Annotated in this window: 13 protein-coding genes and 1 pseudogene; 5 read left to right on the top strand and 9 right to left on the bottom strand. The window is 68.7% G+C overall.

Going from position 1 to position 22,644, the window contains the following annotated elements; translation table 11 throughout:
- Positions 1–87 precede the first annotated feature (87 nt).
- The gene (locus BAU06_RS22295; protein ID WP_156770311.1) at positions 88–3,585 is read left to right on the top strand and encodes a hypothetical protein; all 3,498 of its coding nucleotides are present in this window, start codon (positions 88–90) and stop codon (positions 3,583–3,585) included.
- 33 nt (positions 3,586–3,618) lie between these two features.
- A complete protein-coding gene (locus BAU06_RS22290) occupies positions 3,619–4,764 on the top strand; it encodes a winged helix-turn-helix domain-containing protein (protein WP_066355761.1) in 1,146 nt (381 codons plus the stop codon).
- A gap of 42 nt (positions 4,765–4,806) precedes the next feature.
- Here the strand turns inward: BAU06_RS22290 and BAU06_RS22285 are convergent, their stop codons facing one another.
- From BAU06_RS22285 to BAU06_RS22270, 4 genes are all read right to left on the bottom strand, one after another.
- On the bottom strand, positions 4,807–5,736 hold the full coding sequence (locus BAU06_RS22285; protein ID WP_066359566.1) for an isocitrate lyase/PEP mutase family protein: 930 nt from the start codon (positions 5,734–5,736) through the stop codon (positions 4,807–4,809).
- 253 nt (positions 5,737–5,989) lie between these two features.
- Positions 5,990–7,777, bottom strand: coding sequence for an L-arabinonate dehydratase (gene araD, locus BAU06_RS22280; RefSeq protein ID WP_066355756.1), 1,788 nt, complete (start codon positions 7,775–7,777; stop codon positions 5,990–5,992).
- Positions 7,778–7,790: 13 nt separating this feature from the next.
- Positions 7,791–8,591 (bottom strand): aldolase/citrate lyase family protein, encoded by an 801-nt coding sequence (locus BAU06_RS22275; protein WP_066355754.1) that lies wholly within the window; start codon positions 8,589–8,591, stop codon positions 7,791–7,793.
- A gap of 9 nt (positions 8,592–8,600) precedes the next feature.
- Positions 8,601–9,596 carry a Bug family tripartite tricarboxylate transporter substrate binding protein gene (locus BAU06_RS22270; RefSeq protein ID WP_066355750.1) on the bottom strand — a complete coding sequence of 332 codons (996 nt, stop codon included), beginning with the start codon at positions 9,594–9,596 and terminating at the stop codon, positions 8,601–8,603.
- Positions 9,597–9,860: 264 nt separating this feature from the next.
- Between BAU06_RS22270 and BAU06_RS26350 the strand changes: the two genes are divergently transcribed.
- Positions 9,861–10,964: a LacI family DNA-binding transcriptional regulator gene (locus tag BAU06_RS26350; RefSeq protein WP_082988414.1), complete on the top strand. Its 1,104-nt coding sequence runs from the start codon at positions 9,861–9,863 to the stop codon at positions 10,962–10,964.
- A 122-nt stretch (positions 10,965–11,086) separates the two neighbouring features.
- Here BAU06_RS26350 and BAU06_RS27155 read toward each other — a convergent pair.
- From BAU06_RS27155 to BAU06_RS22245, 4 genes and pseudogenes are all read right to left on the bottom strand, one after another.
- A pseudogene (locus BAU06_RS27155) lies at positions 11,087–12,301 on the bottom strand (amidase family protein); the annotation flags it as partial.
- Positions 12,302–12,433: 132 nt separating this feature from the next.
- Positions 12,434–13,630, bottom strand: a complete 1,197-nt coding sequence (locus tag BAU06_RS22255) for an MFS transporter (RefSeq protein ID WP_066355744.1) — start codon at positions 13,628–13,630, stop codon at positions 12,434–12,436.
- Complete coding sequence (locus tag BAU06_RS22250) at positions 13,617–16,226, bottom strand: amino acid adenylation domain-containing protein (RefSeq protein WP_066355742.1); 2,610 nt, start codon at positions 16,224–16,226, stop codon at positions 13,617–13,619. Before BAU06_RS22250 ends, BAU06_RS22255 begins: the two co-directional genes overlap by 14 nt.
- Positions 16,227–16,240: 14 nt before the next feature.
- Complete coding sequence (locus tag BAU06_RS22245; protein ID WP_066355740.1) at positions 16,241–17,242, bottom strand: hypothetical protein; 1,002 nt, start codon at positions 17,240–17,242, stop codon at positions 16,241–16,243.
- Positions 17,243–17,644: 402 nt separating this feature from the next.
- Between BAU06_RS22245 and BAU06_RS22240 the strand changes: the two genes are divergently transcribed.
- Positions 17,645–19,150, top strand: coding sequence for a tripartite tricarboxylate transporter permease (locus BAU06_RS22240; RefSeq protein WP_066355739.1), 1,506 nt, complete (start codon positions 17,645–17,647; stop codon positions 19,148–19,150).
- On the opposite strand, the gene BAU06_RS27225 is transcribed toward BAU06_RS22240, so the two are convergent.
- Positions 19,147–21,666 carry an ATP-binding protein gene (locus BAU06_RS27225; protein WP_082988413.1) on the bottom strand — a complete coding sequence of 840 codons (2,520 nt, stop codon included), beginning with the start codon at positions 21,664–21,666 and terminating at the stop codon, positions 19,147–19,149. The genes BAU06_RS22240 and BAU06_RS27225 overlap by 4 nt on opposite strands.
- Before the next feature lie 306 nt (positions 21,667–21,972).
- Between BAU06_RS27225 and BAU06_RS22230 the strand changes: the two genes are divergently transcribed.
- Positions 21,973–22,644, top strand: coding sequence for a (2Fe-2S)-binding protein (locus tag BAU06_RS22230; protein ID WP_231933935.1), 672 nt, complete (start codon positions 21,973–21,975; stop codon positions 22,642–22,644).

Here is a 22,644-nt window from a genome sequence, read left to right as displayed (position 1 = left end):
CGCCGCGTGTACCCACCCCGCTCGATGCGTCGTACCGTGCGCCTTGCCGCACCGTGCGACGCATTTTCTTTGCGCGGAGATCCAGGCATGAGCGTAATCGTCATCCCCCCCAACTTGCCGGACAGTGTCAGGATGCTGCTAGGCCAGGACCCGCCGGCGCGGCCCGTGCCTGGCGCGGTGGCGGCCACGTGCGCCGAGTGCGCCGGCGCCGCGGCGGCGCTCGCCCAGGCCCCGGCCACGGGCGAGCCATCCCCGGCGGCACGCGGCGGCCTCGCGCCCACCGATGTATGGGTGCTGGCCTCGCTGCTGTTGCCATGGGACGGCCATGCGCGGCCGGAGGCCGCCACGGCCATCGACGCGGGCGACCCGCGCTGGATGGCCGTGAAGGCCGGCATCGCGGCCGCCGGCGTGCTCGATATCGCGCCGCAGGATTGCACGCCCGAAGAACTGGCGCAATTGGGCCAGGACACGCTGATCCTGGCCGCCGCGCGCAAGGCCGGCCTGATGGACGAGGCCGGCGTGCAAGGCGCGGATTCCGGCAGCCTGGTGCAAAGGCTGGAGTCCGCCGTGCGGGTGGAGTTCGCCGATGCCATCGCCTTCTACCAAGCGATGGACCAGCTGGACAACCTGCGCATGCCCACGCGCGACGAGGTCGCGCGGGATGTACTGGCCGAGGCCGGCCTGAACCCGGACTACCCGCGGTTCCAGCACACCGTCGTGGACTATCCCGTCGCCAGCATGGTCTGGGGCGCACAGCCGGGGCGCACGGTACTCAGGACGCCGGCCGACCGCTACTACGCCAGCGATGCGCTGTCGGCCCAGGACGTGCAGGCGCTGTGGACGCGCGACAATACGAGGCCGACGCCGGCACAGGTGTCCGAGATCCTGGCGCGCCTGCCCGCATCGCTGAATGCGGAGTTCGACGCGCGCTTCGATGCCTATGCGAACCAGGCCGCGGCGCAGATGGCCATCCTGGTGCGACGCAAGCTGGCCATGCACGCCGCCGCGAACGCCATCGATCTGTCGTCCGCCACCGTCTCGGTCGCCAGGCCCGCGCTGGAAGCCTTCCTCAACGAGGTCATGCCATTGCGGGGCGGCGCCGTCGTCTACGAAGGCAAGGCGCGCACGGTGCTTCAACCGGAAGGCTATGTGTACACCGTCCGGTCGGCGGGCGCGGAGCGGCGCTTTTTCCTGTCCTCGAAGAACGCGCCGCCGCGCGAATTGCCGGCCGATGTCTCCATCGAGGACTGGGTCCATGCCAATCGCCGCATCGTGTTCGGCGAGGCGGCGTTCGCCCGCGGCATGCAGCCGCCGTTCCGCACGCGGCTGACCCGCGGGGAACTCGCGGCGGGCGACCTGTCCACCCTGGACGCCCGCCTGGCCGCCGCCTTTCGCAAGGATATCGAGGCCCTTCGCGAGGCGGCGCGGGGCCAGACGCCGCAGGAGCAGATGGCGGAATTGCTGCGCGGGCTGATCCCTTTCCGGGAGACGATACAGGCCGTACGGCGCAACGATCCCGCGGCGGCCGTGACGGCCGCGGGTGTCGAAATCGTTTCATTGATCCCTACGCTGTACGCCGGCGGCCGCCTGGCGGCGCTGGGCGTCAAGCTGGGCAGGCAGGCGCTGCTGGCGACCGTCGCGACGATGAGGTCGCCGCAATGGGCGGCAGCCATGCACGCGCTGGGCTCCCAGGCGACGGGCATGTCGGGCGTGCATGGCGTGGCGCGGCTGGCTCGTTCGCTGCGCGACGCCATCCAGCCCGGGACCCTGCAGGGCGCCGCCGGTATCTGGGGGCGCATGGTGCCACGGCGGCCCGGGACGATTACCGGCGGCGTCGGCGCGGCGCCGGCGGGCGGGGCGGCCGGCGGGGCGGCCATAACGCGCGCGCCGCGCGCGGCCGCGCCCGCCGATGGCTGGTGGCGCGTGCCGGCACGGCCCGTCCATGCGGCGGAAGCCATGGCCGACGATGCCATCGACAGGCTCCCTTCCGTGGTCGCACAGGGCAAACACGGCGGCGAACTGCCGCTACAGCCTTACGGACGGTCGGGCGCCTATACGCAATACCATTCCGGTACCGGCGAGCGCTACGGCCCCGTCATGCTGGCGGGCCGCGGCGGCCTGCTCTATCGAACGCTGGCGGTGGAGGCCATACGGCGCTACCGCGTGAATGCACCGGACCTGCTTTCCCGCCTGGGGGCGCGGCCGCCGGCCGCGGACGGCACCATCGCACTGGCCGGCCGTCACTATGCGCGCATCGGCGACGACTATATCGAGATTGCCGTGGACCTGGCCGTCTCCACGGCGGCGCGGCAGATCTGGCGCGCCGTGCCGGCGGCCTCGTCCGGCGGCGAAGCGGCCCTGCATCGGATCGTCTACGACAAGGACCAGGCCTTGTGGCGCCAGGCCGGCACGCCCGGGCTGGAAGGCGGCGGCCGGATCCCTCGCCTGGGCTCGGGAGATATGTCCTTGTCGCGCGGCGCTTCGCTGGATGCAGGCTCGGTGGACACGTCGCCGGCCCAGGTGTCTTCGGGCACGGCCTCGCCCGCGGCCACCGTGTCCAGCAGCACGAGCGGCGCCTTCTCGTTCGATACCCCGCCGTCGCGCCATTCCTCTTTCAGCCCCGCGGGGGGCGTCGCGCCAGGCAAATCGCAGCTGGAACTGCAGCCCTTCGGACACGGCATCCGCGCGCGCCATCCCGGCTTGGTCGGACACGCCAGGAAGAACTACTTCGTCCAGGGCCCCGATGGACAGGTCCGCCGCTTTCCCGGCGGCTATTCGGGCGGTACGGTCACCCCGGAATTGCTGGACGGCGAATTCGTGCGTTCCATGGATCGCATCGTGGATTATTCCCATGCCAAGGCATTGGGCGAAGTCCTGGCGGGTTATCGGCACGATGCGGCCAAGGCAGCCGTCAGCTTTCGCGTGGGCACGCGGGCGGTGTCCTCGTACGACGCCGCAAGAGCCGTATATCCGCTGCGGGAAGGGCCGCATGCCCAATACATGATTCCCGCCACCGACCAGCTGGGGGACGCGGAGGCCTGTGCCCAGATGCTGCTGGCCGAGGGCAAGACGCCGGCCCAGGCGGTGGAGCAGGTGAACCGGTACCAGCAGCTGCGGCCCAGGTATCCGCGTGGTCAGGATGCCTACAGCGATACCCTGCTGCCGCTGGCCGCCCAGCTCAACGGGGCCGCGGTGACCACCTACACCAATGGCGCCACGCACGAGGCCACGCTGCAGATGCTCCAGCGCTCCCTGCGGGCGGACGCGCCGCTGATCCTGTTCAGGAAGGACAAGGCCGTCATCCTGGATGCGATCGGAACCGACGCGGAGGGCACCTGGCTTACCATCAGGCATCCGGTCACCGGCAGCCAGGTGCGCATACGCGATCATCGGGAATTCTGGACCGGCGACGATCGTGCCCTGACCGTAACCCCGACCACGCCGGACATGGTGTTGCACGATATCCGTGTCATCGCCATCGAGCACGAGCATCGCCTGCGGCATCTCCAGGCCGTGCGGCAGCAGGCCGCGTCCGGATCCTCCGTGGCCACGGGCGATCCCGGCAGCCATACCGTGGTGGATTAACACGGGCTGGCGGATTGCGCTAAAAATGCAGGCATGAGCAAACCGTCATACGTCCTGACGCCCGCGCAGGCACGGGCAATCTGGCTGCGCGCGCAATGCCTGGACCGCGAGGAACCGTTCGGCGCCGGGCCCGACGCCACGCGCCAGGCCGTCGCCCATCTGGGCTATGTGCAGATCGACACCATCCATGTGATCGAGCGCAGCCATCACCACATCCTGCATACCCGCATTCCGCGGTATGCGCGTGGCGACCTGGAGCGCGCGCAGTCGGTGGACAAATCGGTATTCGAGTACTGGACGCACGCTCTTTCCTATGTACCCACCGCCGACTACCGCTACTACATGCCCGCGATGGCCCGGCATCGCGAGGCGCCGCGTACGGCCTTCACCGCCGTCAGCCCGGAAGACTACGCCGCCCTGCTGAAACGCATATGCAAGGAAGGCGCGCTGTCCATCCGCGATATCGAAGAAGAGCTCGTCGAAAAAACCCATCCCTGGGACAGCCGCAAGCCGTCCAAGCGCGCGCTGCGGCTGGGCTTCCTGAATGGCGACCTGGCCATCAGCCAGCGCACCGGGATGCTCAAGCGCTACGAACTGGCGCCGCGCCATTTCGGCTGGCCGCCGCGTCCCCGGCCGGCCACGGAGCGGCAGTTCGCCCAGTACCTGCTGGAGCGGGCCCTGCGCGCCCAAGGCATGGCCAGCCTGGACTCCATCTGCTTCGGCAACCTGTCGATGAAGCCGGCGGTCGCCGAACTGATCGCCGCGCGGGTGCGGCGCAAGCAGCTGGTGCCGACGCATATCGATGGCCGCGAGCAGGTCCGGCATTGGGCCGAGCCGGCGACGCTGGACACCGTCCCTGCGTCGGATGGCGCGCCGCCGCGCGTGCATATCCTGTCGCCCTTCGACCCTCTGGTGATCCAGCGCAAGCGGCTGCACGCATTCTTCGGCTACGAACATCGCTTCGAGGCCTATGTGCCGCCGGACAAGCGCGTGCTGGGCTACTTCGCCCTGCCGGTGCTCGTCGGCGACCGGATCGCCGCCGCGGTCGACTTGAAAACGGATCGCCAGGCGGGCCAATTGGTCATCAAGCAGTGGACCTGGCTGGCGAAGCCGCGGGCCGGCGTCAAGGCGGCCATCGAAGAGGCCCTGGCCCGCTTCGAGCGCTTCCAGCTGGGGTAAGGGCACGCGCGGCGGCAAGGATGCCGGTCTGCGCGCCCGTGTCTAATGGTCGCCCTGGATCACGAGGGACTGCTTCACCCCGTGGTATTTGCGCGCCAGTTCCTCTTCGGTCAGCAGGCTGGATTCGAGTTCGTCGATGAAGGCATAGCCCATCAGCGAAGCGATGTCCTCGATGCCCACCAGCAGGTCGGGGCGATCGTGGCGCGTGCCGGTCGCGGCGCTGTCCATCAGCAGGTCCAGCGCCTGGCCCATGGCCATCAGGGCCGCGGCCGGCAGCATGCGCGCATAGCTGACGCGCGCCACCCCCATGGCCTGCAGCTGCACCGGCGTCAGCAAGGGGGTGGTGGGGCGCGAACGCAGGCCGAAACCCATATTGATGCTGACGGGCGCCTTGACGGCATCGACGAAGCGCTGGATGTCGTCGGCCGATCGGATGGCGTCGGGATAGACCATGTCGGCGCCCGCGGCCACGTACATGCGGGCGCGCTCGATCGCCTTGTCCAGGCCCTCCACGGCGATGGCGTCGGTACGGGCGTTGATGATGAAGCCCGGATCGCGCTTGGCCCGCGCCGCGGCTTCGATCTTGCGCGCGGCCTCGCGCGCGTCGACGACTTCCTTGCCGCGCATGTGGCCGCAGCGCTTGGGATAGCTTTGGTCCTCGATGTTGATGCCAACCAGGCCGGCTTCCTCGAAATACTGCACGGTGTGATAGACGGTGACCGCGTTGCCGTAGCCCGTATCGGCGTCGGCCATCACCGGAATGGAAACGGAGCGCGCGATGTGCTGGCAGGCGTTGGCGTTTTCCAGCAGCGACATGATGCCGATGTCCGGCTGGGAGTAGCGTGAATTGGACGTGGCCGACCCGCTGATCGCCGCGGCCTGGAAGCCCTTGCGTTCCACCATGCGGGCACTGTAGCCGTCGTAGATGCCCGGGGCGACGATGATCTTTCCCGAGGCCAGCATGTCCCGCATGCGGCGGATCTTGTCGGCCTGGCTGACGGGACGGGCCAGGTTGTTGGGATACTGCGTGGGATTCGGTGCATCGTGGCTCATGGTGTTGCTCATCCAGCTTGGTGGGGGAGGACCGTGGTAACGGTCATGCCATAGCTTGAGCCAGCGGATGCCGATCCGCAATAGACCGGGCGCGCGACCCGTGCATGGCATGCATGGCGCTGGAAAGGCGGTACGCCGGGCTGCCCGGCGTACCCGCGGCCGCGGTGCCGCTTCAGTAGATGGGCGGTTCGGGCGTCGGCGCGGCGCCGGACAGCGAACGGAAATCGCAGCCCTGGTCCGCCTGCGTGACTTCCGCCTGGTAGATGCGTGTATACCCGCGCGCATAGGGCTGCGGCGCGGGCCGCCATGCCTGGCGGCGCCGGGCCAGCTCCTCGTCGGACACCAGCATGTCCAGCCGGCGTTCGCCAATGTCCAGGCGTATCGTGTCGCCCGTGCGCAGCAGGGCCAGCGGTCCGCCCACGGCCGACTCCGGCGCGACGTGCAGGATGCAGGTGCCGTAGTGGGTGCCGCTCATGCGGCCGTCGGAAATCCGCACCATGTCGCGCACGCCCTGCCGCAGCAGTTTTTTCGGGATGGGCAGGTTGCCCCATTCGGGCATCCCGGGCCCGCCCACGGGGCCGGCGTTGCGCAGGACCAGCACGGTGTTTTCGTCGGCGTCCAGTTCCGGGTCGTCCACCGCGCGCAGCATCTCTTCGTTGGAATCGAACACCAGGGCGCGGCCGGTGTGGCGCAGCAGCCGCGGGCTGGCGGCGGAAGGCTTGATGACCGCGCCGTCCGGGCACAGGTTGCCGCGCAGCACCGCCAGCGCCATGCCGGCCTCGGGGCAGTCTTCCGTGGCCGGGATCAGCGGCCGGTCGCAGGCCCGGATAGTGGGCGCGGCGCCCGCGGCCGGTCCCTCGTCGGCATCGGGCCAGTCGGCGATTTCCTCGCCCAGGGTGCGCCCGGTGACGGTCAGCGCGTCCAGGTCCAGGTGCGCGGCAACCTGCTTGAGTACCGCGGGCAGGCCGCCGGCGTAGAAGAATTCTTCCATCAGCCCCTTGCCGGAGGGGTAAAGATCGACGATCACGGGAATATCGCGCGCGACCGCGTCCAGCTCGTCCAGGCCGAGCGGGATGCCGGCGCGGCCCGCCATCGCGGGCAGATGCACCGCCGCGTTGGTGGAGCCGCCCAGCGCCATGTAGGCGACGATAGCGTTCCGGAACGAAGCGCGGTTGACGAAGCGCGAAGGCTTCAGGTCCTCCCACACCATGTCCACGATGCGGCGGCCGCAGGCCCAGGCCATGCGCGGATGCGCGCTGTCGACGGCGGGAATCGCCATGGCGCCGGGCAGGGACAAGCCCATGGCCTCGACGATGGCCGTCATCGTGCTGGCGGTCCCCATGGTGTTGCAGGTGCCGGGCGTGCGGGCCATCTTGCCTTCCAGGCGTATCCACTCGTCCCGGCCGATATTGCCGATGGCGTATTCTGCCCAGAACTTCTTGGTGTGGGTGCCGGCGCCCACGGCCTCGCCGCGATAGCGGTCGTTGATCATGGGACCGGCGGGCAGGAAGATACAGGGGATGTCCATGGACAACGCGCCCATCACCAGGCCCGGCGTGGTCTTGTCGCAGCCGCCCATCAGCACGACGCCGTCCAGCGGCAGGCTGCGCATGAGCTCCTCGGCTTCCATGGCCAGGAAGTTGCGGTAGATCATGGTCGTGGGCTTGACCATGACCTCGCCCAGGCTCATCGCCGGCAGCTCGAAGGGGAAGCCGCCTGCCTGCAGGATGCCGCGCTTGACGGACTCCGCGCGCTCGCGCAGATGCGCGTGGCAGGGCGAGAGATCGCTCCAGGTGTTCAGGATGCCGATGCAGGGGCGGCCCAGGAAGGCCTCGCGCGAGAAGCCCTGCTGCTGCATGCGCTGCCGGTGGGCGAAGCCGCGTATCTCTTCGTTGGCGAACCAGCGCTGGCTGCGCAGCTGGTCCAGGGTCTTGCGGGGTGCGTCGAGGCGTTGCGTCACGGTGGGTATCCGTTCAGTAATGGGCGTCCGCGGCGGGCTTGCCGGCCCGGGCGAAGCGCGCGGCGACGTCGTCGGCGGCCTTGCGCAGCAGCACCTGGTCGGTGGCGACCGCGACGAATAGCGCGCCCAGTTCCAGGCAGGCCCGCGCGCGCTTTTCGTCCAGCATCAGGATGCCGGGGGCCTTGCCGCATGCGCGTATGCGCCGGATGGCGTCATCGATGGCGGCGCTTACCTTGGGGTGCTGGAGCTCCCCCGGATAGCCCATGCTGGCGGACAGGTCGGCCGGCCCGATGAATATACCGTCGATGCCGTCCACCGCTGCGATGGCCTCGATATTGTCCAGCGCTTCCCCGGTTTCCACCTGGACCAGCACGCAGATCTCCTTGTGTGCGTCGCGCACGTAGGCGGCGTCGCGGCCGAAGTCGCTGGCGCGCATGGTGCCGCCCATGCCGCGTATGCCCAGCGGCGGGTAGCGGGTGGCGGCAACCGCCGCGGCGGCTTCGTCGGCGCTCTGCACGAAAGGCAGCAGCAGCGACTGCGCGCCGATGTCCAGATAGCGCTTGATCAGTACGGCGTCGTTCCAGGCGGGCCTTACCACCGCGCAGGTGGCGCGGCGCGGGTCGGCGGCCACCGCCTGCAGCTGCTGGAGCATGATGGGCACGTCGCTGGGGGTGTGTTCCGTGTCCAGCAGCAGCCAGTCGAAGCCCGAGCCGGCGATCAGTTCGGAAACATAGGGCGATGCCAGGGTCGACCACAGGCCGATCTGGGCGCGGCCGGCCAGCAGGGCCTGCTTGAATGCATTGGGTTGCGGCATGGTTGGTGCTCAGTCGATGTGGACGTTGCCTGCCCGGATCACCGCGCCCATGGCGTCGTAGTCCTTCTTGAGCCGGGTGGCGAATACGTCGGGCGTGGAGGAGAGGATCTCGAATCCCTGCGCTTCCAGCGGCTTGCGGAAGGCCGGGTCGTCCAGGATCTTGCGCATGGCGGCGTTCAGGCGGTCGACGATGGCCGGCGGCGTGCCGGCGCGTACCAGCATGCCGCTCCAGGCCACCGATTCCACGCCGGGCAGGCCGGCTTCGGCCATGGTCGGCACATCCGGCAACAGCGGCGAGCGCTTGACGTCGGCCACCGCCAGGACGCGCACCTTGCCGGCATGATGGAAGGGCAGCACCGCCGACAGGTTGTGGAACATCATCGGGATCTGGCCCGCCAGCACGTCGTTGAGCGCCGCCGGACCGCCCTTGTACGGGATGTGCATCAGCTGTATTCCCGCCTTGGATTGGAATTGCAGGCCGACCAGATGCATGGTGTTGCCGTTGCCGGCCGAACCGAAGGCCAGCGCGCCCGGCTTGGCTTTGGCCGCCGCGATGACGTCGGCCACCGACCGGTAGGGCGTCTGCGCGCCCACCACCAGTACATTGGGCGTCTGGTTGGTCAGCGTGATGGGTTGGAAGTCCTTGAAGGGATCGAAACCGGCGTCCTTGTACAGGTGCGGGTTCACCGCCAGTGTGCTGACGGAGCCGTAGAAGACGGTGTAGCCGTCGGCGGGCGTTATGCGCGCGACGTTGGCCGCGGCGATATTGCCGTTGGCGCCCGGGCGGTTGAGGATGATCACCGACTGGCCCAGCTCCTTGCCCAAGGCCTGGCCGAAGGGACGGGCGAACTGGTCCGCCGCGCCGCCGGCCGGTTGCGGCACGACGATGGTGATGGGCTGGGCCGGATAGCCCGGTGCGGACTGCGCCTGCGCGGGCGCCACACCCAAGGAGGCAAGGACCAGGGCGCCGGCCAGCAGCGGGCGCGGGAAGGGGACGAGGGACATATCGCGGTCTCCGGATCTTTTACTTGGGCCGGCGGCGCCAGGGTGGCCGTCGGCGGTTTTATGGGTCTGCTCGGTGTGGGCTGCGCGTCCTTCGGCCAGAGTGTGGCTGGGCCGCGCCGCCGTATGGAACCGGTTTCATTTTTCGACACGATCAAACAATGAAACCGGTTCCATCGGGGCGGAAGTGTATTATTCCGCCTCGTCATCCGTCAATCCGCGCGCCCGGCAACGCCTGGCAGGGCGCGCGTGCACCCTGGGACATCCATGAGCGCCAAGGAACCGGGCGGCCCGGCCGCGGCCGCCGACGACAGCGCGGGCGCGCGCCGCCGCGGCCCGCGTCCCAAATTGCTGGCCACCACCAACCGCGACATCGCCAAGCTCGCCGGCGTCTCGGTCGTCACGGTATCGCGCTACTTCAACTCGCCATCGTCGGTGTCCGAGACGCTGCGCGAGCGTCTGCGTCAGACGATAGAACAGACCGGCTACGTGCCCAGCCAGGTCGCAAGACGCCTGGCGTCGTCCGCGGGCGGCGTGGTGGGCGCGGTGATGCAGAACGTCGGCAGCCCGACTTTTGCGCGGGTGGTGCAGGGCATCACCGAAGTCCTGGAGCAAAACGCGCTGCAGCTGCTGCTTGCCAGCAGCGACTACATGCAGGATGCGGAGGCCCGTGCCATCCGCACCTTCCTGGGCTGGCATCCCGCGGCATTGATCCTGACGCGCGGCGACCACACGCCGGACATCGAGGCGCTGCTGCGCGGCACCCGTATTCCGGTCGTGGAGGCCTGGGACATGGTGGAGGACCGGCCCTTCCACCAGGTCGGATTCCGGCAAGCGGATGCCGGCGCCCTGGTCGCCCGGCATTTCATCGAGCAGGGCGTGCGGCGCGCGCGGTTCATCCTTCCCGCCACGTCCCAGGACGTGCGCGCGACGCGGCGCGGGGAGGGTTTCGCACTCGCCATGCGCCAGGCCGGACGGCATGCGGAAGTCGTGCGCGCGCAGGCTGGCGATGATTTCCTGGCCGGCGAGGCCGCCGTCGCCGCCTGGGCCGCGGAAGACCCGGCATCGCGGCCGCGCGCGCTGGCCTTCGCCAACGACAACATGGCGGTGGCGGCGATTCTGCGCGCGCCGGCCTATGCCGTGCAGGTGCCGCGGGATTGCGGCGTGGCGGGGTTCGGCGATGCGCCGGTGGCGACCATACTGTCGCCATCGCTGACGACGGTGCGGCCGGAGCCTTATGAGATCGGGCGTGCGGCGGCGCTCGCGGTGCTGGCCCTGTTGAAGCGCGATGCCGGCGAACCGGCCGCGGCGCTGCGGCAGGAAGTGCCCTGCGCGCTGGTCGCCCGGGCCAGTACCGCCATGGGCGGATAGTCGGCGGCGGCCTGCCATCGGGCCGGCACGGACAGGATGGACTCCAACGTCAGGCCGATGGACAGCAACTGCCGGTCGGCATGGGGCGGACCATCGATCTCGATACCCACGGCCTGGCCCTGCGCGGTATAGCCTGCCGGCAGGGTCAGGCCGGGCAGCCCGGCGTTGCTGGCGGGCAGGGTATTACGCAGATAGGCATAGTTGGCCGAGACCGGCGACTCGTTCAGCTCCACGACGCCGCCCGCGGAGGACAGGCAGCCTGCCACGGCGATGGTGGTCGGCAGGACGATGCCGTCCAGCTTGTGCCGGCAGAATTGTTCCAGGAACAGGCGGCGCAGCGCCGGGCGATGGGTGCGCAGCGCGGTTTCATAGCCTTCCGGCGTGACGCCGTGCGGCGAGCCGGGCGCGAGGAAATTCTCGATCAGGGCCCGGACGTCGCTGCCGGCGGCGGCGCGTGCCACGTCGGCCATGGACAGGCCGGTGTCGTGGGTCCGCAGGTAGTGTTCCATGGCGGGCCAGAACTCGGCGAAGCCGATGGCCGTGCCGGCGGTCTCGCTGAGCGTGCCCAGCTCGGGCATGCGCAGCTCGATCAGTTGCACGCCGCTATCCTGCAGGCGCTGCAGCGCGGCATGTATCAGCTGGTGGACCTGGACATCCAGGCCTTCGAAGAAGAAGCCGCGCACCACGCCCAGGCGTATGCGTTCGGGCCTGACCGGCACGATGGGGCGTTGCGACCCGGTGATGACCTGATCGACCAGGGCGACGTCGGCCACGGTGCGGGCCATCGGTCCCGGGGTGTCTCGCGTCGGGCTGACCGGCGCCACGCCGTCCGCCGGATACCGCCCCACGGTGGGGCGCAGCCCGACAATGCCATTCAGGGCGGCCGGGATGCGTATCGATCCCGCGGTATCGGTGCCGATCGCCGCGTAGGCCAGGCCAAGCGCCACGGCGACGGCGCTGCCGCCGCTGGATCCGCCGGCCAGGCGCGACGGATCGCGTGCGTTGCGCACGTCGCCGAAGTGCGCGTTGTGCGAGGTGACGCCCAGCGATAGTTCATGCATATTGGTCTTGCCCACCAAGAGCGCGCCGGCCTCGCGCAGGCGGCGTATCACGGTGGCGTCGCGCCCCGGCCGGAAGCCGGCCAGCCCCGGCGTGCCGGCGGTGTTGGCGAAGCCGGCCACGTGGACATTGTCCTTCACGGCGATGGGCATGCCATGCAGCGAAACAGGCGCCAAGGGCGCGTCCGCCGCCGTGTCGTGCGCCCACCCTTCCAGCAGGACTTCGTAGGCGGCGGAAATGAAAGCGCCGGAATGGCTGTTTTCCGCATGGCGGCGCATCGCGGCGGCGATGACCTCGCGCGGGCGTATGGTGCGGCGGCGCAGCGCCGCAATGGCCTGGGTAAGGGTGAAGTCGGCGATGTCCGCGGGTAGCGCCGCGGCGCGGAACGGTAATAGCACGACGATGCTCCTTCAGGCGAGTCGTTTGCGCAGGGCGAGATAAAGCGCGAAGTTGGCCATGCCCAAGCCCAGCATGACACCGCCGAACGCGGCGGGCCGGTGCGAGGTCAGCGGGCCTATCGCTTGGGCGGCCAGCGCCGCGCAGGAAAGCTGCAGGAAGCCGGCCAGGCCCGAGGCGCTCGCCGTGTGGGCCCGGGCCGCGCCTACCGCCGCGGCGGTGCCCAAAGGGAGCAGGAAGCCGTTCGCGAAGGTCAGCACCGAGACGCCGGCCAGCAGCAGGGCGGTGGAAGCCGGCAGCAAGGGCAGGCCCACGCCCAGCGCGATGCCGGCGCACAGGAACAGCAGGCTGCCGTGGCGGTAGAGCGCCGGACTGCCGACCCGTGGCGCCAGCACGCGGGCGACGGTATTGCCCGCCACATAGGCGGCCGCCAGGCTGATATAGGCGTAGCCCAGCGCGCCGGCCGGCACGCCCTGGCGCAGCAGCAGGAAGGTGGATTCGGACAGATAGGCGAAGTAGGCCGCTTGCGCGACCGCGATGATGGCCGTGTTGAGCAAGAAGCCCGGCGCGCGCAGTACCTGCGCATAAGCGGTGAGCGCATGGCGCACGCCCACCCCGGCAGCCGCCGCCGCGTCGCGGCTTTCCGGAAGTCCGGCGTAGACCAGCAGGCCCAGCAGCGCGCCGAAGGCCGCCGTGAAGACGAAGCAGGCCTGCCAGCCCAGGGCCGAGTACAACTGCTGCCCCAGCACCGGCGCCAGGGCGGGCGACATGCCCACGAAGATGGATACGCCCAGGAAGAAGTCGCGCAACGCGTCCCCGCGATGGAAATCCGCCGCCACGGCGCGCCCCACCACGATGGCGCCGCAGGCGCCCACGCCCTGCACGACGCGCCAGAGCAGGACGGCTTCATAGCGGTCGGTCCAGGGAATGGCGAGCGAGGCGATCGAATACGCCGCCAGCGAGGCCAACAGGGGGATGCGCCGCCCCAGGACATCGGAGAGCGGGCCATGGACCAGCTGGCTGACGGCCAGGGCATAGAGGAACACGCTGAACATCGCCTGGATCTGCGTGGCGTCCCGCTCGTAGGCCAGCGACAGCGCCGGAATGGCCGGCAGGAAGATGTCCGTGGCGACGAAGCCGCACACGGACGTCATGGCGACCAGCAGGGGAAGATGGCGCGGCGCGGCCGGCCTCTTGCTAGGCCACGGCATGGACCTTGCCCTGCAGCGAGCGCTGGATCGCCGACTCGATCAAGGCGGCGATGTAGGGCGCGACGGGCGGCCGGTACAGCGTGTAGTGGTCGGCCGGCACGTCCTGCACGTGCAGCCACTTCAGCAGCGGCGGCCACCCTGGCAGGCTGTCGCGGATATTGCCCGTGCAGCGGATGAACAAGGCGGGCCCTTCGAAGGCATCGCGCGGAACGTGCGTTTCGGCCGCCTGGTTGTTGGCGATCCATATCGCCAGGCCTTGCTCCACATCCCGCAGCGTGGCGTCGGCGGGCAGATGGCCGCCGCGCACGCCCATCTCGAGCAGCAGTTTGTTGCGTGCGCCCACCGGCATGGCCGCCAGGGCGGCACGCGAGGGCGCCTGGGCGCCGCCGTCGACCAGCTTGCGCGCATAACTGGCGATGAAGTCCAGTGTGTCCTGGCCGGTGGGCCGGCTGATGTAGGTGTCCAGCAATGCCAGCAAGGCGGGCTCCACGCCCTGGGATTGAAGGTACACCGCCATTTCATAGGCCACATTGCCGCCGAAGCTGTAGCCGCACAGGATCACCGGTTCGTCGGATTGCCGCGCCAGGATGCGGTCCGCGTAGCGATGGGCCATGCGTCTCAGGTCCGTTTCATAGCCGCCGGCCTGGTCCAGCGGCTCGCAGGCGATGCCATAGGATTCCACCCCGCTGGCCGCTTCGGCGATGTCGCGATAGCACCAGATGCCGCCGCCGGCCGGATGGATGAACCACACCCGCGGCGCGCCCGCGCGTCCTGCCAGTTTGACGAAGCCCGGGCCGGCGCCGCGGCGTGCGGCGTCGGCCACGGCCGCGCGCACCATGCCGATCAGGCTGCCCAGCGTGGGTTGCGAGAACAGCGCGCTGGCGGAAAGCGCCAGGCCGAAGTCCCGGTTCAGCGCGGCGATCAATTGCATGGCAAGCAGGGAATGGCCGCCGCCGCGGAAGAAGTGGCTGTCGTCGCCCATGTCCCGGGGCAGCAGCGCGGACCAGGCCGCGCGAACGCGGTCTGCGACCTCGTCCTGGGCGGGGGCCTGCCGCGTCGGGGAGGCGGCATCGTCGCGGCTGCTATCGACGACCCGGGCTGCGCCGCATGCGCTCAAGCGGCTCAGGGCAGCGCGGTCCCATTTGCCGTTGGGCAGTGCCGGCAGGCGGTCCAGCACGGTGTACAGGGCCGGCTGCATGTAGGCGGGCAGCGCGCCCGCCAATGCCGCGCGAGCGGCGGCTTCGTCCCAGGGCATCGTGCCGGCATCGACGAAGAGCTCGATCTGCTGGGCGGGGTTGACGATCGCCATGGCGCCGCGCAGCGCCGGCATCGCGCGTAGCAGCGCCTGTTCGATTTCCTCCAGCTCTATCCGCAGTCCGCGCAGCTTGACCTGGTTGTCGCCGCGGCCCAGGAACAGGTAGTCGCCACGGCCGTCCCGCATGACGCGGTCGCCCGTGCGGTATGTGCGCCCGCCCGTCCGCGAGACGCCGAAGCGCGTCGCGGTCAATTCGGGCTGGCCGCGATAGCCCTGCGCCACCCCGGGGCCCTCTACGATCAGTTCGCCGGCGCCGCTTTCGGCGTCGGCGGCGTCGATGTGGAAGGCCGTGCCGGGCAGGGGGCGTCCCAGCGGCACCGGATCGCGGGTGTCGCCGTCGCCGGGCTCGCACACGTGGAAAGCGCATTGGACGGTGGCTTCGGTCGGCCCGTACAGGTTGACGACGGGGATGGGCAGGTGCCCATGGACCTGGTCGACCAGGCCGCGGGGCAGGGGCTCGCCGCCGCTGAACAGCAGCCGCAGGCTGGCCAGGTCGCGCAGCGCCGCCGGCTCGGCCAACACGCGCAGCATGGCCGGGACCACCTGCAATAGCGTGGCGCCGTGCCGGCGGGCCGCCTCGGCAATGGCGTCGGGCGTGTTGTCGGCGATGACCATGGTGGCGCCCACGCTCAACGGCGCCAGGTATTCCCACACCGATGCGTCGAACGCCGTGGGCGTCTTCTGCAGGAAGACGTCGTCGGCGGTGCACGCGAACTCGCCGACGAACCAGGCCATCTGGTACGCGAGGGCGTCGCGGGAAACGACCACGCCCTTGGGGCGGCCGGTGGAACCGGACGTATAGAGCACATAGGCGGGATGGCCGCCGTCCACGGATGGCTCGGACGGGCCTGTCGCCACCGGCGGGGCCCCGGGCGAGCCGGCTTCATCCACGTACGCGCCGTTCGCCAGTTCCTCCATCGTCAGGGCGCGGTCCCCGCCAAGGTGGCGGTGCGCGGCATCGGCGATGATGTGGCGGGCCCCGCTGTCCGCGATGTACAGCGCAAGCCGTTCCTCCGGATATGCCGGGTCCAGCGGCAGATAGGCGGCGCCGCATTTCAGGATACCCAGCATGGCGGCGACCCATTCGATCGAGCGGTCCAGCGCGATGCCGACGATGGCGCCCGGGCCGACGCCCAGGTCGCGCAGCCGTGCGGCCACGCGCCCGGACGCCGCCTGCAGTTCCGCATGGGTGCAGGCGCGGTGGCCGTGGATGATGGCGCGGCGCGCGGGCATGGCGCGAGAGCCACGGTCGATGGAATCGAGAGAGAACGGCGTGCGCATGGGAGGTCTCCGGTTCAGCCGTTGACGATACGGGGGCGGTCTTCGGCGAAGTACTGTGCGTGCTGGGCCAGGGAACGTACGTTCACGGTTTTCATCAGCCAGCGGTTGCGCAGGGCGTCGGCGTCGCGCACCAGGCCGACGTCCTTGTTGTGCAGGCAGTCGTTGTTGGCGGCGCCGACCAGGTCCCCCGGCAGGATCCGCACACGCTGCTTCAGCTTGTGCAGCGCGATGACCACGGCGTCGATCGCGCGGCTGGCCCGCGGCGTCAGCCCGCGCGTCCGGTTCTCGAAGAAGCGCAGGTCGGTCGGCGTCGCGCCGCCCAGGACCGGATGTACGTCCGCCTCGCCCAGCCGTACCTTGCTGTTGTGCATGGTCAGGTCGTCGTAGGGAGTGTGGAATTCCTCGCGGCGCAGGTCGGCGCAGATGGCCTCGCCCAGCTCGGCGAGCAGGTCCTTGTTGCGCACATAGGAGGTATAGATGTCGTTTTCCGGCGAGGCGCGCAGCCCCAGGATGTTGACCCAGTCCGGGCGCACGAAGTGGTTGGCCAGGTCCTTGTGGAAATAGATCGGCTTCATCGCTTTCTGCGATTGGCTTTCCGCCAGGTTCTTCTTGGGATGGATGTCCTGGAAGATGTCGCCATCGTTGACGTTGGCATAGCCGATCGGCTCCTGGCCCATGAGCTTGGCGTACAGCAGCAGGAAGGCTTCGGCGACGTAGGTCTTCTTGCGGGTCCGCTTGTCGGTGACGGGGTCGTCGAAGTCCAGGTAAGGCAGGTCGGCATCGATCGGGCAGTTGCGCAGGACCACGTAGGGGCTTTCGTAGGTGTCGGCATGCCGTAGCGAGGCGCAGGCGTCCAGGAAGGCCTGGGGCACCTGTCCGTGGCGGATCACGGCGTCGACCCGCGCGTCGAACTCGCCGTAGCGGGTGTACGGGTTGGCGCCTATGGCTGTCAGCGCGCGCTGTAAGCGCGCCGAGTCCTCAGGGGCGAAACAAAAGTCCACGGTTAATTCCATCATGGGGAGACCTCGTGCGGCAGAGCGCCGGATGGGTGTATCCGGCTTGGCGGCGGCAGACTAGGCGAGCCACCCCGGCATCGCCGATCGTGGAAAGGAATATCGGACCGCTTTACTTCGATAGGCCCGGATGCAGGACGGATCCGGTGTCAATCGACCGCACCGTTATCAGAGGTATCCCTACCTTTCCCCCGTAGCTACGCTCGGCTACGATTTTGTTCAGTAAATAGTCAGTTGAATGTATGTGTATTGAAAGGTAACGGCGGCGGGGCCCATGGCTTTCGCGGTCGGGCGCCATCGGGTCGGCCGATCCGCGGCGCCACACGGGCAGCGGCGGCGCGCGCACGGCGCGTCGTCCGGTCGCGCGGCCGGCCCGGACGAATAATCGATAATCAGGGAGGCAGCGTGGATCTTCTGCAAAATCTCGCGTTGGGTTTTTCGGTCGCCGTATCGCCGGAAAACCTGCTCTATGCCTTGCTCGGCTGCATCCTCGGGACGTTGGTCGGCGTGCTGCCCGGCCTGGGACCCGTGCCCACCATCGCGATGCTGCTGCCCATTACCTACGTGCTGCCCCCTATCGCCGGGCTGATCATGCTGGCCGGCATCTACTACGGCACGCAATATGGCGGGTCCACCACGGCCATCCTGGTCAATCTGCCGGGCGAGACATCCGCCGTGGTGACCACGCTGGACGGCCACCAGATGGCACGCAACGGCCGTGGCGGCGCGGCCCTGGCCCTGGCAGCGATCGGTTCATTCTTTGCGGGTACCGTGGCCACCACCATCATTGCCGCTTTCGCGCCGCCACTGGCCGAAGTGGCATTCAAGTTCGGGCCCGCCGAGTATTTTTCCCTGATGGTGCTTGGGCTGGTGGGCGCGGTCGTATTGGCCTCGGGCTCGCTGCCCAAGGCCATCGCAATGATCCTGCTGGGATTGTTGCTGGGCATGGTCGGCACGGACGTGAACTCCGGCGTCGCGCGCTATGACTTCGGCATTCCGGAATTGCAGGACGGCATCGACTTCGCCATCGTCGCCATGGGCGTGTTCGGCTTCGCCGAAATCATGACCAACCTGGAGCTCAAGGATAAGCGCGTCGATATCTCCGACAAGGTGGGATCGCTGTATCCGAGCCGCAAGGAATTCCGCGAGGCCGCCCCGGCCATTCTTCGCGGCACGGCGCTGGGCTCTTGCCTGGGCATCCTGCCGGGCGGCGGCGCGACCCTGTCGGCATTCGCCTCGTATACGCTGGAAAAGAAGGTATCGCGCGAGCCGCAGCGTTTCGGCAAGGGCCATCCGGCCGGCCTGGCGGGCCCGGAATCGGCGAACAACGCCGGCGCGCAAACCTCTTTCATCCCGCTGCTGACGCTGGGCATCCCGGGCAATGCCGTGATGGCCCTGATGGTGGGCGCGATGACGATCCACAACATCCAGCCCGGTCCCCAGGTGATGAGCAGCCACCCCGAGCTGTTCTGGGGCCTGATCGCCTCGATGTGGATCGGCAACCTGATGCTGGTGGTGCTGAACCTGCCGCTGGTCGGGCTGTGGATCAAACTGCTGAAAGTGCCCTACCGCGTACTGTTTCCGGCGATCCTGGTCTTCTGCACGATTGGCGTCTACTCCTTGAATTACAACTCCTTCGACATCTTCGTCACGGCGGTATTCGGCGCCATCGGCTATCTCTGGGCCAAGCTGAAGTGCGAAGGCGCGCCCTTGTTGCTGGGCCTGGTGCTGGGCCCGATGATGGAGGAAAACTTCCGCCGGGCCTTGCTGCTGTCGCGCGGCGATTTCACGACCTTCATCACGCGGCCGCTGTCCGCCTGCCTGCTTGCCGCCGCCGCGGCGCTGATCGTGATCGTGGCCTTGCCGTCCATACGCAAGAAGCGCGAGGAGACCTTCGTCGAGGAAACCTAGGGGCCTGTGGTGCCTTGCAGTGCCAGGCGCAGCAGGCACTCCATGTCGAAGCTGTCCACGCACCGGGCGACCTCGTCGTAGAAGGTCGTGTACTGCGGATAGGCGTCGCGTGTTCCGCTCACCCAGGCTTCGATTTCGGAAAGTTCGCCGTCGCGCGCCAGGCGCGCCAGCACCAGGCGCACGGCCAGCGGCGGCGCCTCGAGTTGCCGCGCGGGCCCGCCGGCAGCCGGCATGGGCGCCCCGCCTATGGGCCGCGTGGCGACGAGCGTCCGGTCGACCAGTTTGACCGGCACGGTGAGCGTGAAGCGGGTGCCGCGCTCCGGGGCGCTTTCCACGTCGATGGAGCCGCCCATGGCCGTGGCGATGCGTTCGACGATGAACAAGCCCAGGCCCAGGCCCGCTTCGCGGCGATGCAGTTGCCGAAATGCCACGAAAATGCGTCCCTGGTCCGCTTCCGGGATATGCATGCCATCGTTGAAGACGCCGATATCCAGCTCGGGCCGAGGCCCGTCCATGCCGCGCACGCGCGCATCCAGCCGCACGATCCCCTCGCTGGTGAACTTGGCGGCATTGCTCAGGAGGTTCAGCACGGCCTGGCGCAGTCGCTTCACGTCCAGCAATACCAGGGCCGGCAGCCTGGGCACCGGCAGATACTCGAAGCGGTTCCGTTGGTGCGTGCACAGCGCGATGCCGAAGTGGGCGAATTCTTCCATGAGCGGGCGCAGCTCGACGGACTCCGCGCTGACGGTGAAGGGCTGCAGTTCGGACTTGCTGTAGGCCAGTATCTCGTCGACCAGCTCGAACTGGTGCGCGACACTTCGTTCGATGACGTCCAGATAGGCATGCTGGTGGGGCGTGGCGGCTTGCCGCAGCATGCGGATATAACCGCTGATGATGGCGAGCGGCGCGCGCAGGTCGTGGCCGACATAGCTCAGGATCAATGCCTGGCGGTCGTCGCCGATCGAGCCCTCCGCGTCCCGCCTTGGCGCCGCATCGGACGCGCCCGGCACCGTGCCGGATGCCGCGGTCGGCAAGGCCCCCCGCGGATGCGCGGGCGCCGGCCGGTCCACGGATCCCGGCGGCAGGCCGGCGGGCGGCGGCACGGTATTCGCCGGCGGTACCGGCACGTCGGGTGCGGCGCCTGGAGGCATGCGGATCGCGCCGCCGCTACCCGCTTCGGCGACGGGGCGCGCCAGGACATCCGGCGATACATGGGCGGCGATGCGCGTGCGCCATGGATTGCCCGATAGCCGCGCGGCCCACAGCGTGAGCACGGTCAGGTTGCCCGCCACCCCCAGCAGCGCCAGCGGCGGCGATCCGGAATCCAGGATCAGAGTGACGGGGATCAGGGGCGTGGGCAATAGCGGGCCGATGGTCCGGACGGCCGCGTCCAGCGCGATGAATATCCCCGCCAGTGCGAGCAGCGCGGCGGTGACCTGCGCATGGGTGTCCGTTGGCCGGCCCGCCCGCAAGCGCGCCGGGCCGGCCAGCATAACGGCGGATCCCAGCAGGCACAGCGAAAGCGCGGCGGCCAAGGCCTGGTATAGCCACACCGCGGTCTGCACCGGCCATGCCGCCTGCCCTGGCAGTAGCGCGGCGATCAGCAAACCGCCGGAGAGCCCCGCCACGGCATTCGTGTACACGCGCGTGCCGGGTATGGAAATAATTTCACGGCGCGCCGCGCTGCGGATGAAGAGGGCGCAAAGCGCCAGATGAATGACGTCCAGCGTGAACTCGAGCCGGTAACCCCAGTTGCCGTCCAGTGGCAGGGTCAGGCGTTGCAGGTATTCGCGCGCGGCGGCTTCGCGCAGCAGGGCGCCGGCGGCGATCGCCGATAACCAAAAAAACGGCATCCGCCGCCCGACGATCGCCACCAACATAGTGCACCAGACCAGTGCACTCCCGGCGCCGACCAGAATTCCGTCGTAAGCCATCGTGGTGTGCATGGCCGTACGGAACAGACGGTCTGTATACGCCACAGGCGTGAGCGTGTAAGGCGTGGGACTTTTGATTCTTATCCATATACGGGCGGTATCTCCGGCTGCCATCTGCAGGCGCAATGCCGGATAGCGGGTCAGGTCCTGCTGCTGCAGAATCGGTACTCGCGTGCCCGCGCGCGTGTGCAGTTCCTGCCCGGCCTGCGCGACGTAGAAATCCACCTCTTCAAGATTGGGCGGCCCGGCGACCACCACCACGCGGCGCATGCGGTCGCTTGCGTTCGCGATGTCGGTCCGCAGCCACCAGGCCGAGCCCAGGCGCGCGCGGGCCGGTCTTTGGATTTCCGCCGGTTGGAAGATTTCGGGGTTTTTCTCGTGCAGTTCGCGTATCTGGTCGAAATCGAGGCGGCCGGTGGAGTCCTCGTAAGCCTCTGCGTACGGTTGCAGCGAGATAGCGACTTCCTGGTTGGGGGGCAGCTCCAGCGCCTGGCCCGCGTTCGCGTCCCCTGGCAGCGCCAGTCCCAATAAGGACGCCAGCCAAAGGATAGCGTTCAGGAGTCGTGTTTTGAGTACCCGCATCTGGTGGTGTTGAAGAATGTCGGCACTTCATGGACGGCGTCGAGCGCCCGTTTCGAATTGTGTATTAAGCCGAACGCTGTATCGACAAATACTGCAGTAAATCCCTGCGATAAGCCAGGATTTATTGACGCATGACAGCCATAACAGTAGCGATGGGTTCTGTATAGAACGGCAAGAAAACGCGATGCGGCCGGGCGTGGGCGCGTGGCGGCTTCAGGGTCGCGCAGGCCGCGGGTACGAGTCTTGCCGTCGGTAGAAGTTTTGCCCTTCCAGCCTGCATCGTGCTGGGTCACTCCGGAGACCTTCATGCCATCAGCTTCCCCTCCCCAACGGCCGCACGGAGGCCCGCAGGACGGCCTGAACCGTCCTGCACGAAGGACCTTCCTGGCCGGCATGGGCGCCGCCGGCCTGTCGGCGACCGCGGCGGCCCATCTGGTCGCCGATGCGTCCGCCTCGGGCGGCCAGGCCGCCGAAGCGCCATCCACCGATAGTCCGGCCGCGCAAGCGCCGAAAGGAACGATACCCATGCAACTGACCGTGAACGGCCAAGCCCACCAGTTGAATCTGGATCCGCGCACCACCCTGCTGGATGCGCTGCGCGAACATCTGCATCTGACCGGCACCAAGAAGGGTTGCGACCACGGCCAATGCGGCGCTTGCACCGTGCACGTCAATGGCCGGCGCGTGAATTCCTGTCTGAGCTTCGCCGCGACGCATGAAGGCGACACGATCACCACCATCGAGGGGCTGGGCCAGCCCGGCCAGCTCCATCCCATGCAGGCCGCCTTCGTCGAGCACGACGGCTATCAGTGCGGCTATTGCACCTCGGGCCAGATCATGTCCGCTGTGGCCATGCTGAAAGAGCCGTGGGGGCAGGCGGATGCGGAGGTCCGCGAAGCCATGAGCGGGAATATCTGCCGCTGCGGCGCGTATCCGAATATCGTCGCGGCCATCCAGGACGCGCGGCGCAAGGTCTAG

Origin of the sequence: Bordetella bronchialis (assembly GCF_001676705.1) — a bacterium.
Classification (GTDB): Bacteria; Pseudomonadota; Gammaproteobacteria; order Burkholderiales; family Burkholderiaceae_B; genus Bordetella_C; species Bordetella_C bronchialis.
The sequence above is the reverse complement of the archived record's forward strand: the minus strand, read 5'-3'. Positions and strand labels throughout refer to the sequence as shown.

Excerpts from the sequence above, each read along its gene's own strand:
- BAU06_RS22295 (WP_156770311.1), top strand. The coding sequence starts at position 88 with ATGAGCGTAATCGTCATCCCCCCCAACTTGCCGGACAGTGTCAGGATG.
- BAU06_RS22290 (WP_066355761.1), top strand. The coding sequence starts at position 3,619 with ATGAGCAAACCGTCATACGTCCTGACGCCCGCGCAGGCACGGGCAATC.
- BAU06_RS22285 (WP_066359566.1), bottom strand. The coding sequence starts at position 5,736 with ATGCGGGACATGCTGGCCTCGGGAAAGATCATCGTCGCCCCGGGCATC.
- BAU06_RS22275 (WP_066355754.1), bottom strand. The coding sequence starts at position 8,591 with ATGCCGCAACCCAATGCATTCAAGCAGGCCCTGCTGGCCGGCCGCGCC.
- BAU06_RS22270 (WP_066355750.1), bottom strand. The coding sequence starts at position 9,596 with ATGTCCCTCGTCCCCTTCCCGCGCCCGCTGCTGGCCGGCGCCCTGGTC.
- BAU06_RS26350 (WP_082988414.1), top strand. The coding sequence starts at position 9,861 with ATGAGCGCCAAGGAACCGGGCGGCCCGGCCGCGGCCGCCGACGACAGC.
- BAU06_RS22255 (WP_066355744.1), bottom strand. The coding sequence starts at position 13,630 with ATGCCGTGGCCTAGCAAGAGGCCGGCCGCGCCGCGCCATCTTCCCCTG.
- BAU06_RS22250 (WP_066355742.1), bottom strand. The coding sequence starts at position 16,226 with ATGCGCACGCCGTTCTCTCTCGATTCCATCGACCGTGGCTCTCGCGCC.
- BAU06_RS22245 (WP_066355740.1), bottom strand. The coding sequence starts at position 17,242 with ATGATGGAATTAACCGTGGACTTTTGTTTCGCCCCTGAGGACTCGGCG.
- BAU06_RS27225 (WP_082988413.1), bottom strand. The coding sequence starts at position 21,666 with ATGCGGGTACTCAAAACACGACTCCTGAACGCTATCCTTTGGCTGGCG.
- BAU06_RS22230 (WP_231933935.1), top strand. The coding sequence starts at position 21,973 with ATGCCATCAGCTTCCCCTCCCCAACGGCCGCACGGAGGCCCGCAGGAC.